This window comes from Pseudomonas qingdaonensis (assembly GCF_018398475.1).
GTDB lineage: Bacteria > Pseudomonadota > Gammaproteobacteria > Pseudomonadales > Pseudomonadaceae > Aquipseudomonas > Aquipseudomonas palmensis.
Genome location: NZ_CP074676.1, coordinates 1,136,361 through 1,149,662, shown reverse-complemented (window position 1 = coordinate 1,149,662; position 13,302 = coordinate 1,136,361). Strand labels below are relative to the sequence as shown.

General features: G+C 63.8%; 13 protein-coding genes. 9 read left to right on the top strand and 4 right to left on the bottom strand.

Annotated features, from left to right (window positions below; translation table 11 throughout):
* The first annotated feature begins 5 nt into the window (after positions 1-5).
* The 3 genes from gcvT (at position 6) to KH389_RS05180 (ending at position 2,269) form a co-directional block, all read left to right on the top strand.
* Positions 6-1,130: a glycine cleavage system aminomethyltransferase GcvT gene (gcvT, locus tag KH389_RS05190; protein WP_058541434.1), complete on the top strand. Its 1,125-nt coding sequence runs from the start codon at positions 6-8 to the stop codon at positions 1,128-1,130.
* A gap of 340 nt (positions 1,131-1,470) precedes the next feature.
* The gene (locus KH389_RS05185; protein ID WP_003175786.1) at positions 1,471-1,683 is read left to right on the top strand and encodes a cold-shock protein; all 213 of its coding nucleotides are present in this window, start codon (positions 1,471-1,473) and stop codon (positions 1,681-1,683) included.
* Between the two features lie 97 nt (positions 1,684-1,780).
* Positions 1,781-2,269: an RDD family protein gene (locus KH389_RS05180; RefSeq protein WP_043862432.1), complete on the top strand. Its 489-nt coding sequence runs from the start codon at positions 1,781-1,783 to the stop codon at positions 2,267-2,269.
* A gap of 83 nt (positions 2,270-2,352) precedes the next feature.
* Here the strand turns inward: KH389_RS05180 and lptG are convergent, their stop codons facing one another.
* Positions 2,353-3,414 (bottom strand): LPS export ABC transporter permease LptG, encoded by a 1,062-nt coding sequence (gene lptG / locus KH389_RS05175; protein ID WP_054916376.1) that lies wholly within the window; start codon positions 3,412-3,414, stop codon positions 2,353-2,355.
* Positions 3,407-4,522, bottom strand: coding sequence for an LPS export ABC transporter permease LptF (gene lptF / locus KH389_RS05170; protein ID WP_043862434.1), 1,116 nt, complete (start codon positions 4,520-4,522; stop codon positions 3,407-3,409). The genes lptG and lptF overlap by 8 nt, the downstream gene beginning before the upstream one ends.
* A 287-nt stretch (positions 4,523-4,809) precedes the next feature.
* Here lptF and KH389_RS05165 point away from each other — a divergent pair, with 287 nt between their 5' ends.
* The 5 genes from KH389_RS05165 (at position 4,810) to rlmF (ending at position 11,244) form a co-directional block, all read left to right on the top strand.
* Positions 4,810-6,303, top strand: coding sequence for a leucyl aminopeptidase (locus tag KH389_RS05165; RefSeq protein WP_054916377.1), 1,494 nt, complete (start codon positions 4,810-4,812; stop codon positions 6,301-6,303).
* 51 nt (positions 6,304-6,354) lie between these two features.
* Positions 6,355-6,783, top strand: a complete 429-nt coding sequence (locus KH389_RS05160) for a DNA polymerase III subunit chi (RefSeq protein ID WP_043862523.1) — start codon at positions 6,355-6,357, stop codon at positions 6,781-6,783.
* 2 nt (positions 6,784-6,785) lie between these two features.
* The gene (locus KH389_RS05155) at positions 6,786-7,151 is read left to right on the top strand and encodes a hypothetical protein (protein WP_043862436.1); all 366 of its coding nucleotides are present in this window, start codon (positions 6,786-6,788) and stop codon (positions 7,149-7,151) included.
* Between the two features lie 170 nt (positions 7,152-7,321).
* A complete protein-coding gene (locus tag KH389_RS05150; RefSeq protein WP_043862437.1) occupies positions 7,322-10,168 on the top strand; it encodes a valine--tRNA ligase in 2,847 nt (948 codons plus the stop codon).
* A 113-nt stretch (positions 10,169-10,281) separates the two neighbouring features.
* Positions 10,282-11,244 carry a 23S rRNA (adenine(1618)-N(6))-methyltransferase RlmF gene (rlmF, locus tag KH389_RS05145; protein ID WP_210014153.1) on the top strand — a complete coding sequence of 321 codons (963 nt, stop codon included), beginning with the start codon at positions 10,282-10,284 and terminating at the stop codon, positions 11,242-11,244.
* Between the two features lie 72 nt (positions 11,245-11,316).
* Here rlmF and KH389_RS05140 read toward each other — a convergent pair whose 3' ends face one another.
* Entirely contained in the window at positions 11,317-11,598 is a 282-nt protein-coding gene (locus KH389_RS05140; protein WP_009398256.1) for an HU family DNA-binding protein, read from the bottom strand.
* A 408-nt stretch (positions 11,599-12,006) separates the two neighbouring features.
* Here KH389_RS05140 and yejK point away from each other — a divergent pair, with 408 nt between their 5' ends.
* Positions 12,007-13,014 (top strand): nucleoid-associated protein YejK, encoded by a 1,008-nt coding sequence (gene yejK / locus KH389_RS05135; protein WP_043862439.1) that lies wholly within the window; start codon positions 12,007-12,009, stop codon positions 13,012-13,014.
* Here yejK and KH389_RS05130 read toward each other — a convergent pair.
* On the bottom strand, positions 12,995-13,288 hold the full coding sequence (locus KH389_RS05130) for a GIY-YIG nuclease family protein (RefSeq protein WP_229589547.1): 294 nt from the start codon (positions 13,286-13,288) through the stop codon (positions 12,995-12,997). The two genes, yejK and KH389_RS05130, sit on opposite strands and share 20 nt — an antisense overlap.
* Between the last annotated feature and the right edge of the window lie 14 nt (positions 13,289-13,302).

Genomic DNA, 13,302 nt, shown 5'->3' with positions numbered 1-13,302 from the left:
CATCAATGTCCACCGACACACTGCTGCAAACACCGCTTCATGCCCTGCATCTGGAACTGGGCGCGCGCATGGTGCCGTTCGCCGGCTACGACATGCCCGTGCAGTACCCGCTGGGGGTGCTCAAGGAGCACCTGCACACCCGCGAACAGGCCGGCCTGTTCGACGTGTCGCACATGGGCCAGATCCGCCTGGTGGGCGCCGATGCCGCCAAGGCCCTGGAAACCCTGGTGCCGGTCGACATCATCGATTTGCCGGTGGGCATGCAGCGCTACGCGATGTTCACCAACGAACAGGGCGGCATCCTCGATGACCTGATGGTGGCCAACCTGGGCAACGACGAACTGTTCCTGGTGGTCAACGCCGCCTGCAAGGACCAGGACCTGGCCCACCTGCGCCAGCACATCGGCACGCTGTGCCAGGTGCAGCCGCTGTTCGAAGAGCGCGCCCTGCTGGCCCTGCAGGGCCCGGCGGCAGTCAAGGTACTGCAGCGCCTGGCCCCCGAGGTGGCGGACATGACCTTCATGCAGTTCAAGCCCGTGGTGTTGCTGGGCGTGGACTGCTACGTGAGCCGTTCGGGCTACACCGGCGAAGACGGCTTCGAAATCAGTGTGCCCAGCGCCAGCGCCGAGGCCCTGGCCCGCCACCTGCTGGCCGAGCCGGAAGTGGCCGCCATCGGCCTGGGCGCGCGCGACTCGCTGCGCCTGGAAGCCGGCCTGTGCCTGTACGGGCATGACATGAATGCCGACACCACGCCGATCGAGGCAAGCCTGCTGTGGGCCATCTCCAAGGTACGCCGTGCCGATGGCTCGCGGGCGGGAGGCTTCCCCGGAGCTGCTGCGATCTTCGCCCAGCAGCACAGCGGCGTGGCGCGCAAGCGCGTCGGCCTGCTGCCGCAGGAGCGTACCCCGGTGCGCGAAGGGGCCGAGATCGTCGATGAGGCCGGCACGGTGGTCGGCAGCATCTGCAGCGGAGGCTTCGGGCCCACGCTGGGCGCGCCAGTGGCGATGGGATATGTGGACCAGGCCCATGCAGCGCTCGATACACCGCTGTGGGCCATCGTGCGCGGCAAACGGGTGGCGATGAAGGTCAGCAAGATGCCGTTCGTTGCCCAGCGCTACTATCGCGGCTGAAACAGCGCAATTGAAACAAGGTGTCATGGCGCGTTCGGAATATTCGTTTTCGAACGCGTTTTACAACTTTCGAACACGCCCGACAGCGGCCCGCAAACAGCCCCGGAAATTTCCCGCCAGGCCCCGTGGTGCGGCGCTCTGCGGGACTTGTTTTTGCAATCGAAATGAGTGTAGATTCACTGCACTGTGTTTGCATGGGTCGCTATGGTTCGTGACCTGGGCAGTAGCGCCGAGTTTTGCTACAACCCGTTCGACGTCTCTTACTTTCCTGCAACCCAGCCCAGTACTCTTTCAATGAAAGAAACTGTTACTAATTCTAAGTTTCAAAGGAAATAAGACAATGTCCCAACGTCAGAGCGGTACCGTCAAGTGGTTTAACGACGAGAAAGGTTTTGGTTTCATCACTCCAGAAAGCGGTCCGGATCTGTTCGTACACTTCCGCGCTATTCAGGGCAACGGCTTCAAGAGCCTGAAAGAAGGCCAGAAAGTGACCTTCGTTGCTGTGCAGGGCCAAAAAGGCATGCAAGCCGACGAAGTTCAAGCCGAAGCCTGATCTTCATCAACGAAAGAGCCCCTGCTGGCAACAGCAGGGGCTTTTTTGTGCGCGCAATTCCGTAGAATGGGCGCTTTGTCACCCGGAGCCTGAGCGCATGCCCAAGCAACTTCTTCAACCACAGGGCGAGTTCCCCGTGGTCGGCCTGGGCCGTCGCCTGGCCGCAATGTTCTATGACTTCCTGTTGTGCACCGCCCTGCTGATGGTGACCACGCTGGTGTACAAGATGGTGCAGATGGCGATCATCGGCGAGACGCGCATGCGCGCCCTGACCGAGGCGGGGGCGCTGGATGGCGATCCATTGCTGTCGACCGTTCTGCTGTTCATGCTGTTCGGCTTCTTCGCCAAGTTCTGGACCCACGGCGGCCAGACCCTTGGCATGCAGGTATGGGGCATCCGCGTGCAGAATGCCGACGGCAGTGCCATCAGCCTGTGGCAGGCACTGCTGCGCTTTGTCGTGTCGATTGCGTCGTGGCTGTGCCTGGGCCTGGGGTTTCTGTGGTCGCTGGTGGACAAGAAAAAACGCGCCTGGCATGACATGTACTCGGAAACCCAGCTGGTGCGGATTCCCAAGCGCAAGAAGTAGAACCGCAGCGCCCCGTTCGCCGGCACCGGCAACCAATGAAAAAGCCGACCCTGAGGTCGGCTTTTTGTTGGCCAGGGTAATCGCTACCCCGCCCTGCGTAGCAACCACACCCCCGCCAGCGCACAGATTGCCGCCGGGATCACCACCGCCAGCAGCGGCGGGAAGCCGAACACCTGGCTCGAAGGGCCCAGCAGGTCCTGGGCGATGCGGAACACGAAGCCCACCAGCACCCCGGTGAACACCCGCTGGCCCAGCGTCACCGAACGCAGCGGGCCGAAGATGAACGACACCGCCATCAGTACCAGCGCCGCCGTGACCACCGGTTGCAGCACCTTGGTCCAGAACGCCAGCCAGTAGCGCGCGTTGTTCAGGCCCTGGTCGGAGAGGTAGTGAATGTAGTCCCACAGCCCGCTGATCGACAGCGACTCGGGCGCCAGTACCACGGTGCTGAGCAGCTCGGGGGTCAGGGCGACGTCCCAGCGCTCCTCGGCATTGTGGATGACTTCGGTGTGGTCCCCACGGAAGTGCGTGGTAGTCACGTCGGTCAATTCCCAGTGGCCCTGGGTGTATTGCGCCCTGCGCGCAAAGCTGGAGGTCTGCATGTGACGCTCGTTGTCGAAGCGATAGCGCGTCACGCCCAGCAACAGCCCATTGGGCTGCACGGTGTTGATGTGCACGAACTCTTCGCCCTGGCGGTGCCACAGGCCGCGCTTGGAGCTTTGCGCCTCACCGCCACCCTGCGCCAGCGAACGGTCGGCCTGGGCCTTGTTCTCGGTCACGGGTGCCAGGTACTCGCCCATCAGCACGCCGATCAGCATCAGTACCAGCATCGGCTTCATGACCGCCCACACGATGCGCCCGATGGACACGCCGGCAGCGCGCATGATGGTCAGTTCGCTGCTGCTGGCCAGGCTGCCCAGGCCGATCAGGCAGCCGATCAGCGCGGCCATGGGCAGCATGTCGTACAGGCGCCGTGGCGCGGTCAGCAGCACGTAGTTGCCCGCGTCCCACAAGGTGTAGGTATCGCTGATGTCGCCCATCTCGTCGATGAAGGCGAACAGCGACGCCAGGCCGAGGATGATCCCCAGCACGGCGATGATGGCCATGAACACGCTCTGGCCGATGTAGCGATCGAGTTTAGCCACGGGCCACCTCCGCACGACGGCTGGCACGCTTGAGGCGCAGCGGTTCCCAGAACATCAGGCCCAGGCCGATCAGCAGGAACAGCCCATGCACCGGCCACAGCCCCAGGCCGATCGGCAACTTGCCTTTCTCCAGGGCGCCGCGGGCGGCAATCAGAATCGTCAGGTAAGCCATATACAGAAGAATCGCCGGCAGCAGCTTGAGGAAACGGCCCTGGCGCGGGTTGACCCGCGACAGCGGCACCGCCATCAGGGTCACGATGAACACCAGCAGCGGCAGCGACAGGCGCCACTGCAGTTCGGCACGCTCGCGCAGCCCGGTACTGCCGATCAGTTCGGACGTCGGGATGGCCTCGCGCTCGGTGACTTCCTGGCTGACCTCCGGCTTGGGCAGCAGCACACCGTAGGTGTCGTACTTGATGGCGCGGTAATCGGCCTGGCCCGGGTTGCCGTCGTAGCGGTAGCCGTTTTCAAGGATCAGGTAGCGGTTGCCGTCGGCCTGCACTTCCTGACGGCCCTTTTCGGCCACCAGCACGGAGATGCCACGGTCCTTGCTCTTGTCCTGGGACAGGCGCTTCTCGGAAATGAACACGCCAGCCAGCTTCGAACGGTCATCCGACAGCTGCTCGGTGTACGTGACCCGCGAACCGTCGCGCAGGTTCTGGAAGCGGCCCGGCACCAGGGTGTCGAACTCGGTCAGCGCATCCTGCTGGTTGATGATCTGCGATACCTGGGTCACACCCTGGGGCGCCAGGCTCAGGCTCAGCCAGGCTACCAGCACCGCGATCAGTGCAGCCGGCATCAGGGTCATGCCCAGCAGGCGCTGCTGGCTCATGCCGGTTGCCGAGAGCACGGTCATCTCGCTTTCCAGGTACAGCCGGCCGTAGGCCAGCAGGATGCCCAGAAACAGGCCCAGCGGCAGGATCAGTTGCAGAAAGCCCGGCAGGCGGTAGCCCATGATCAGGAACAGTACGCCCGGATCGAGCATGCCCTGGGCCGCCTGGGCCAGGTATTTGATGAAGCGCCCGCTCATGATGATGACCAGCAGCACAGCGCTGACGGCACTCAAGGTCACCAGGACCTCGCGGGACAGATAACGGAAGACGATCAAACCAGACACTCCTGGGTTGTCAGGCTCGGACAGCCGAACAAGGGAAAACGTTGCAACCAAGATAGTCGCCCGCCCGCCAAAGGCGAACCCGGACAAAAGTGCGCGCATTATCCTGTGAATGGCCGTGCCTGTCACTTGGCGCCGTGCAAAGCTTCATCTCGGGGTTGTCAGCGCGCCCGCCGCAGGCTCAAACTGGGCGCTTTCTGACTGGCCCGCCACGGCGCGCCAGGCCGCTTCGAGCGCCTGCACCGCCAGCGCGCACTGACAGTTCATTCGGGGACCCTGACATGGAATTGGTTGTAAAAAGCGTAGCCGCAGCATCCTTGAAAACCGCCACCCTGGTACTGAGCGTGGGTGAAGGCCGCACACTGGGCGCTACCGCCAAGGCCGTGGACGACGCCAGCAACGGCGCCCTGAGCGCAGTGCTCAAGCGCGGCGACCTGGCCGGCAAGGTCGGCCAGACCCTGCTGCTGCAAGGCCTGGCCGGGGTCAAGGCCGAGCGCGTATTGCTGGTGGGGACCGGCAAGGACGCCCTTGCCGACCGCGCCTGGCGCAAGCTGGCGGGCAGCGTGCTCAATGTGCTCAAGGGCCTGGCTGGCAGCGATGCGGTGCTGGCACTGGACGACGTTGCCGTGACCGGCCGCGATGCCAACTACGGCAAGGTACGCCTGCTGGCCGAGAGCCTGCTCGATGGTCAATATGTATTCGATCATTACAAGAGCAAGAAGGCCGAGCCGATCGCCCTGAAGAAGATCACCCTGCTCAGCGACAAGGCCGGCCTGGCCGAGGTGGAGCGCGCCGTCAAGCACGCCACCGCGATCGCCAACGGCATGGGCTTCACCCGCGACCTGGGCAACCTGCCTCCGAACATCTGCCACCCAAGCTACCTGGCCGAACAGGCCAAGGCGCTGGGCAAGGAGTTCAAGGGCCTCAAGGTCGAGGTGCTGGACGAGAAGAAGATCAAGGACCTGGGCATGGGCGCGTTCTACGCCGTGGGCCAGGGCAGCGATCAGCCGCCACGCCTGATCGTGCTCAGCTACCAGGGCGCCGCCAAGAAGAGCGAGAAGCCTTACGTACTGGTGGGCAAGGGCATCACCTTCGACACCGGCGGCATCAGCCTCAAGCCCGGTGCCGGCATGGATGAAATGAAGTACGACATGGGCGGTGCAGCCAGCGTGTTCGGCACCCTGCGTGCCGTGCTCGAACTCAAGCTGCCGATCAACCTGGTGTGTGTACTGGCCTGTGCCGAGAACATGCCCAGCGGTGGCGCCAGCCGTCCGGGCGACATCGTCACCACCATGAGCGGGCAGACCGTCGAAATCCTCAACACCGACGCCGAAGGCCGCCTGGTGCTGTGCGACGCACTGACCTACGTGGAGCGCTTCAAGCCGCAGGCAGTGATCGACATCGCCACCCTGACCGGCGCCTGCATCGTCGCCCTGGGCAGCCATACCTCGGGCCTGATGGGCAACGACGACGAACTGATCGGCCAACTGCTGGACGCCGGCAAGCGTGCCGACGACCGCGCCTGGCAACTGCCGCTGTTCGACGAATACCAGGAGCAGCTCGACAGCCCGTTCGCCGACATCGCCAACATCGGCGGCCCGAAGGCGGGCAGCATTACCGCCGGCTGCTTCCTGTCGCGCTTTGCCAAGGCCTACCACTGGGCCCACCTGGACATCGCCGGCACGGCCTGGACCAGCGGCGGCAAGGACAAGGGCGCCACTGGCCGCCCGGTACCGCTGCTGACCCAATACCTGCTCGACCGCGCCAACGCCTGAGGCGCCGTCCACCGGCCGCGCTGCAAGGCGTAGCCGGTGGGCCACCCCACCATGAGCAAAGTCGACTTCTATATCCTGCCCAGCCCCGCGCCTGCCGCGCGGCTGGATTTCGCCTGCAAGCTGTGCGAAAAGGCCTGGCGCCTTGGGCACCGCGTGTACCTAAACTGCAGCGATGCGGCCCAGCGCGACGAGCTGGATGCGCGGCTGTGGGCGTTCAAGGGCGAGGCCTTCGTGCCCCACAGCGCGCTCGAGGACGACCCGCACGGCGCGGTGGCGCTGGGGGTCGGTGACGACCCGGGCGATCATCAGGACCTGCTGGTCAATCTCGACCTGAAGGTACCCGGTTTTGCCGCACGCTTTGCCCGCATTGCCGAGATCGTGGTGGAGGAGCCGGCCATTCGTGCGGCGGCGCGGGAGAGTTTCCGTTTCTACCGTGAACAGGGCTATGCTCTGCAAGACCACCGTTTACAGCGACTCTGATGATGGACAAACCTGCCCCCATGCCAAAACCTGCGCATTTGCTGGACGATCTGGAGTCGATTCGCCAGTTGCTGGGTGACGATGCCCTGGAACCGCCACTGCTGACCGAAACCGTCGAGGAGCAGATACCGTTGCTGCTCGAGCCGGCCGAACCGGCAGCGCGGGCCCCGGTGGCTGCCGAGCCGGCTGCCGAGCCCGACCCGCAGGCGCGCCGCCAGGACACCCTGCTGCACCTGGACAGCGAACTGCGTGCGGCGGCGCAGTTGATCATGCAGGATGTGATCAAGGACTTTACCCCGCATATCGAGAACGAGATCAAGCGGCGCCTGGATGCCCGCCTGGAGCGGTTGTTGAACTCACGCTCGTAATCAAAAACGGGGGGCGAGCCTTTGGCTCGCTTCGCCGGCAAGGCCGGCTCCTACGCGAAGAATTCCCCACAGTTTTTTGCCCCACTCCCGCACCTCACGCTACGCCCCGGCCCTTATCCCCGCTATACTTCTCGGCTTTCCTGAATAAATGCCATAGGGTCCCGCCGCGCATGGATAAGACCTACCAGCCGCACGCCATTGAAACTTCCTGGTACAACACCTGGGAGTCAGAGAATTATTTCGCCCCGCAAGGCGCGGGCGATTCGTACACCATCATGATCCCGCCGCCGAACGTGACCGGCAGCCTGCACATGGGTCACGGCTTCAACAACGCGATCATGGACGCCCTGATCCGTTTTCGCCGCATGCAGGGTCGCAACACCCTGTGGCAACCAGGCACCGACCACGCCGGCATCGCCACGCAGATGCTGGTGGAGCGTCAACTGGAGGCCAAGGGCCAGAACCGTCACGACCTGGGCCGCGACAAATTCCTCGAGAAAGTCTGGGAATGGAAGGATCAGTCCGGTGGCAACATCAGCCGCCAGATCCGCCGCCTGGGCTCGTCGGTAGACTGGAGCCGCGAGCGCTTCACCATGGACGACGGCCTGTCCGAAGCGGTCAAGGAAGCCTTCGTGCGCCTGCATGAAGACGGCCTGATCTACCGCGGCAAGCGCCTGGTCAACTGGGACACCAAGCTGCACACGGCGATCTCCGACCTCGAAGTGGAAAGCCACGACGAGAAAGGCCATCTGTGGAACCTGCGCTACCCGCTGGCCGACGGTGCCACCACGGCCGACGGCAAGGACCACCTGGTGGTCGCCACCACCCGTCCGGAAACCCTGCTCGGCGACGCCGCCGTGGCCGTCAACCCGAACGACGAGCGCTACCAGGCGCTGATCGGCAAGTTCGTCAAGCTGCCGCTGGTCGGTCGCCTGATCCCGATTATCGCCGATGACTACTGCGACCCCGAATTCGGCACCGGCTGCGTGAAGATCACCCCGGCCCACGACTTCAACGACTACGAAGTCGGCAAGCGCCACAACCTGCCGCTGCTCAACATCTTCGACAAGAACGCCGCGGTGCTGCCGGCAGCCCAGGTGTTCAACCTCGACGGCAGCCTGAACGAAAGCCTGGACGCCAGCCTGCCTGCCGCCTACGCCGGCCTCGACCGCTTCGTGGCGCGCAAGCAGATCGTTGCCGACCTGGATGCCGCAGGCCTGCTGGTCAGCGTCGACGACCACGCCTTGAAAGTGCCCAAGGGCGACCGCTCCGGCACCATCATCGAGCCATGGCTGACCGACCAGTGGTACGTGTCGACCAAGCCGCTGGCCGAGCCTGCGATCGCCGCTGTCGAAGACGGCCGCATCCAGTTCGTGCCCAAGCAGTACGAGAACATGTACTTCTCCTGGATGCGCGACATCCAGGACTGGTGCATCAGCCGCCAGCTGTGGTGGGGCCACCGCATTCCGGCCTGGTACGACGTGTCGGGCAAGGTCTATGTGGGGCGCAGCGAAGAAGAAGTGCGCGCCAAGCACCAGTTGGGCGACGACGTGGTCCTGAACCAGGACAACGACGTGCTCGACACCTGGTTCAGCTCGGGCCTGTGGACCTTCTCCACCCTGGGCTGGCCGCAGCAGACCGAATTCCTCAAGACCTTCCACTCCACCGACGTGCTGGTGACCGGTTTCGACATCATCTTCTTCTGGGTTGCCCGGATGATCATGTTGACCATGCACCTGGTGAAGAACGAGGACGGTACCCCGCAGGTGCCGTTCAAGACCGTGTACGTGCATGGTCTGGTTCGTGATGGCCAGGGCCAGAAGATGTCCAAGTCCAAGGGCAACGTGCTCGACCCGCTGGACATCGTCGACGGCATCACCCTGGACGCGCTGCTGGAGAAACGCACCAGCGGCCTGATGCAGCCCAAGCTGGCCGACAAGATCGCCAAGCAGACCAAGGCCGAGTTCCCCGAAGGCATCGCCAGCTACGGCACCGATGCCCTGCGCTTCACCTTCTGCTCGCTGGCGTCCACCGGTCGCGACATCAAGTTCGACATGGGCCGCGTCGAAGGCTATCGCAACTTCTGCAACAAGATCTGGAACGCCGCGCGCTACGTGCTGGACAAGGGCGAGGACTGCGGCCAGAACGGCGAGGCCTACGAGCTGTCGCTGGCCGACCGCTGGATCATCTCGCAGCTGCAGCGCACCGAAGCCGAAGTGACCCGCCAGCTGGACCAGTTCCGCTTCGACCTGGCCGCCCAGGCGCTGTACGAGTTCATCTGGAACCAGTACTGCGACTGGTACCTGGAGCTGTCCAAGCCGGTACTGTGGGACGAGAACGCACCGGTCGAACGCCAGCGCGGCACCCGTCGCACCCTGGTCCGCGTGCTGGAAGTGGCGCTGCGCCTGGCGCACCCGTTCATGCCGTTCATCACCGAGGAAATCTGGCAGCGCCTGGCGCCGCTGGCCGGTATCGAAGGCAAGACCATCATGCTGCAGCCGTGGCCGGTGGCCAACGAAAGCCGCATCGATGAAGCGGCCGAAGGCGATATCGAGTGGCTCAAGGAACTGATGCTGGGCGTGCGCAACATCCGTGGCGAAATGAACATCGGCCCGGGCAAGCCATTGCAGCTGTTCCTCAAGAACGCCAGTGCCGAAGACGTGCGTCGCCTGCAGGAAAACGAAGCACTGCTCAAGAAGCTGGCCAAGATCGAATCCTTCACCGTGCTGGGCGAGCAGGACGAGGCGCCGCTGAGCGCCACCGCCCTGGTCGGTGACCTGCAGGTGCTGGTGCCGATGGCCGGGCTGATCGACAAGGATGCCGAGCTGGCGCGTCTGAACAAGGAAATCCAGCGCCTGCAAGGCGAAGTGCAGCGGGTGGGCGGCAAGCTGTCCAACCCGGCGTTCGTCGACAAGGCGCCGCCTGCGGTGATCGACAAGGAGCGCGCCAAGCTGGCCGAGGCCGAACAGGCCCTGGCCAACTTCACCGAGCAGCATGCGCGGATTGCCGCCTTGTAATAGCGCTGATCACAGCGACGCCATCGCGGGTCAAGCCCGCTCCCACAAGGAACTGTGCATGCAGCCCCTGTGGGAGCGGGCTTGACCCGCGATGCTTTTCACCGGACACAAACATGACCACACCCAACAAACCCACCCTGCACCCGCGCAACCGCCACCAGGGTCGCTACGACTTCCCGCAACTGATCAAGAGCAGCCCCGAGCTGGGCCGCTTCATGATCACCAACCCCCACGGCAAGCCGAGCATCGATTTCGCCGACCCCGAGGCAGTGCGCGTGTTCAACCGCGCCCTGCTCAAGGCCCAGTACGGCATCCAGCACTGGGACATCCCGGCCGACTACCTGTGCCCGCCCATACCCGGCCGCGCCGACTACCTGCATGGCCTGGCCGACCTGCTGGCCACCGACAACGATGGCGAGATTCCGCGGGGTGCGATGATCCAGGCACTGGATGTGGGGGTCGGGGCCAACTGCATCTATCCGCTGCTGGGTCACGTCGACTACCGCTGGCGCTTCCTGGGCTCGGACATCGACCCGGTGGCCCTGGGCGCCGCCAAGGCCATCGTGCAGGCCAACGGGCTGGGCAAGGTCATCAGCCTGCGCCAGCAGGGCAATGCGCGGCAGATCCTCGCCGGCCTGCTAAAGAGCGACGAACGCTTCGACGTCACCCTGTGCAACCCGCCCTTCCACGCCTCGCGTGACGAAGCCACCCGTGGCAGCCAGCGCAAATGGCGGGCGCTGGGCAAGGCCGACCCCAAGCGCAAGCTGCCGGTACTGAACTTTGGCGGGCAGAACAACGAGCTGTGGTGCGAGGGCGGTGAAATCCGCTTTGTCAGCCAGCTGGTGAATGAAAGCGTGGCCCTGGGCCAACAGGTGCTGTGGTTCAGCAGCCTGGTGTCGAAGGCATCGAACCTGCCGGGTATCGAGGCGGCCCTGAACAAGGCCGGCGCAGTAGAGCACCGCGTGCTGGAGATGGGCCAGGGGCAGAAGCAGAGCCGCCTGGTGGCCTGGACCTTCCAGACACCTCAGGCGCGCGCAGCGTGGCGCCAGCTGCGCTGGACGAAACCCGCCCCCTAGGGGCATGCGCAGCACCCACAAAAAAACCGCGCCTGGCTCGCACCGGACGCGGTTTTCAGAAGCTGTTTACAATTACTTGTTTACAGCGTCGGTCAGCACTTTGGCTGGAACGAACTTGACGACTTTCTTGGCAGCGATTTCGATGGCAGCGCCAGTCGAAGGGTTACGACCGGTACGGGCAGGACGCTCGGTGATCTTCAGCTTGCCGATACCCGGCAGGGTGATTTCGCTGCCATTTTCCAGTTGATCAGCAACGATCTGGCCCAGTTGCTCCAGAGCGTTACGCGCGGTGGTTTTCGGCGCGTCGATAGCTTCGGCGATATCGGCGATCAGTTGGTCTTTGGTCAATGCCATGGTGGTGTTCCTTCCCTATCAAATTCAGTTGGTTTGCAGAGTGCAGCGTCAGCCATCGGCCCAGACCCGCGAGTCTTCGGCGGTCCGGGGTATATCCATTGCCAATCGCGTATGTAGATACACAAAAATGCGTTTGGTTCGACGTGACATCAGCGGTCTGCCAGCAATGCGCCACACGCGGTGCGCAAGACCGGGCAAAACTACCACACGAAGCGATAAATATCCGCCTCCCACAGGCCAAATGTTCTGGTTTTTCGGGGGTTTGCAGCAAATTTCGCAAAAAATCGCACAAAAAATGAACAACCCTTGCGTCGACACACATCCATACCCTGCTCAAGCCCCCGGCTGGGTTACACTTGGCCGCTTTGCAGCGCCGTATGTCGCGCCCTATTTTCAGCCGAGAATCCCATGCCGATCCGTCATTGCATCGTCCACCTGATCGACAAGAAACCCGATGGCAGCCCTGCCGTGCTGCACGCACGCGACTCGGAACTGGCCGAGTCGACCGCCATCGAGAACCTGCTGGCCGACCTCAACGACAGCTACAACGCCAAACAGGGCAAAGCCTGGGGCCTGTTCCACGCCGAGTCCGGCGCCCATCCGTTCAGCGGCTGGCTGAAGGAATACCTGGATGAAGGCAAGACCTTCACCGCCTTCAGCCGCGTGGCCGTCGAGCACCTGCAGAAACTGATGGAAGAGTCGAACCTGTCCACCGGTGGCCACGTACTGTTCGCCCACTACCAGCAAGGCATGACCGACTACCTGGCCATTGCCCTGCTGCACCACAGCGAAGGCGTGGCGGTGAACGCCGACCTGGACGTGACCCCCTCGCGCCACCTGGACCTGGGCCAGCTGCACCTGGCTGCTCGCATCAACATCTCCGAGTGGCAGAACAACAAGCAGTCCAAGCAGTACATCTCGTTCATCAAGGGCAAGAACGGCAAGAAGGTCTCGGAGTACTTCCGCGACTTCATCGGCTGCCAGGAAGGCGTCGACGGCCCGGGAGAGACCCGCACCCTGCTCAAGGCCTTCAGCGACTTCGTCGAGAGCGAGGACCTGCCCGAGGAAGCCGCCCGCGAAAAGACCCAGACCCTGGTCGAGTACGCCACCAGCCAGACCAAGGCAGGCGAGCCGGTGACCCTGAGCGAGCTGTCGGAACTGATCGACGAGGACCGCCCGCGGGCCTTCTATGACCATATCCGCAACAAGGACTACGGCCTGTCGCCGGAGATCCCGGCCGACAAGCGCACCCTGAACCAGTTCCGCCGCTTCACCGGCCGCGCCGAGGGCCTGTCGATCAGCTTCGAGGCACACCTGCTGGGCTCGAAGATCGAGTACGACGAAGAGGCCGGCACCCTGATCATCAAGGGCCTGCCCACCCAGCTCACCGATCAGCTCAAGCGTCGCAAGGACTGAGCCCCGTCCAGGAGGCCACCAGTGCCTCCTTGGCCGACTTGCGCAGCTTCTTCACCAGGCGTTCCTGGCGCAGCGCCTCGGCCTTGTCCGGCCAGGCTTCCACATACACCAGCGCCACTGCCGGGCTGGTGCTGAAGTAACGCGCACCGCGGCCGCTCTGATGCGCATTGAAACGGCGCTCGGGGTTGTCACTGATGCCGCAGTACAACGAACCGTTGGCGGTGCGTACCAGATAGACATACCAGGGTTTGCGAGAGGTGGGGGTTTCGGTCACGGGCATCTGCGTAC

What these genes read in the sequence shown, in the direction of transcription:
- gcvT (WP_058541434.1), top strand. Translation starts at nt 6, where the DNA reads ATGTCCACCGACACACTGCTGCAAACACCGCTTCATGCCCTGCATCTG.
- KH389_RS05185 (WP_003175786.1), top strand. Translation starts at nt 1,471, where the DNA reads ATGTCCCAACGTCAGAGCGGTACCGTCAAGTGGTTTAACGACGAGAAA.
- KH389_RS05180 (WP_043862432.1), top strand. Translation starts at nt 1,781, where the DNA reads ATGCCCAAGCAACTTCTTCAACCACAGGGCGAGTTCCCCGTGGTCGGC.
- KH389_RS05165 (WP_054916377.1), top strand. Translation starts at nt 4,810, where the DNA reads ATGGAATTGGTTGTAAAAAGCGTAGCCGCAGCATCCTTGAAAACCGCC.
- KH389_RS05160 (WP_043862523.1), top strand. Translation starts at nt 6,355, where the DNA reads ATGAGCAAAGTCGACTTCTATATCCTGCCCAGCCCCGCGCCTGCCGCG.
- KH389_RS05155 (WP_043862436.1), top strand. Translation starts at nt 6,786, where the DNA reads ATGGACAAACCTGCCCCCATGCCAAAACCTGCGCATTTGCTGGACGAT.
- KH389_RS05150 (WP_043862437.1), top strand. Translation starts at nt 7,322, where the DNA reads ATGGATAAGACCTACCAGCCGCACGCCATTGAAACTTCCTGGTACAAC.
- rlmF (WP_210014153.1), top strand. Translation starts at nt 10,282, where the DNA reads ATGACCACACCCAACAAACCCACCCTGCACCCGCGCAACCGCCACCAG.
- KH389_RS05140 (WP_009398256.1), bottom strand. Translation starts at nt 11,598, where the DNA reads ATGGCATTGACCAAAGACCAACTGATCGCCGATATCGCCGAAGCTATC.
- yejK (WP_043862439.1), top strand. Translation starts at nt 12,007, where the DNA reads ATGCCGATCCGTCATTGCATCGTCCACCTGATCGACAAGAAACCCGAT.